The 316-nt window shown below is 58.9% G+C and carries 1 protein-coding gene; it reads right to left on the bottom strand.

The window, feature by feature from the left end:
• On the bottom strand, positions 1-316 hold a 316-nt coding region (locus Q4563_RS18330; protein ID WP_303605526.1), incomplete at both ends, for a hypothetical protein.

Here is a 316-nt window from a genome sequence, read left to right as displayed (position 1 = left end):
GTAATCGCAAGGATAACGCCTGCAACAACACCGACCGCATCGACGCTCCCCCCATGGTATTCAGCACCTGCAACTGCAACATCACCTGATCCAGATGGAACAGATCCAGTCTGGCCGGATCTGCGACCCATCCAGTCGTGGTGGCAGAGAGCGCTTGCAACCAATCCCTGCTGCCACTGGCAAGCGGCAGCAAAGGCTGCACCGCCCTTAACACCAGAGCCGTCACATACCAGGGAGAATCCAGGGGAATCCGCTGCGACAACCTCACCATTTCGACCGTCTCACCGGCTTGCCACTGCGCCATCCACACCATGAC

The organism is Gilvimarinus sp. 1_MG-2023, from assembly GCF_030548285.1.
The sequence above is the reverse complement of the archived record's forward strand: the minus strand, read 5'-3'. Positions and strand labels throughout refer to the sequence as shown.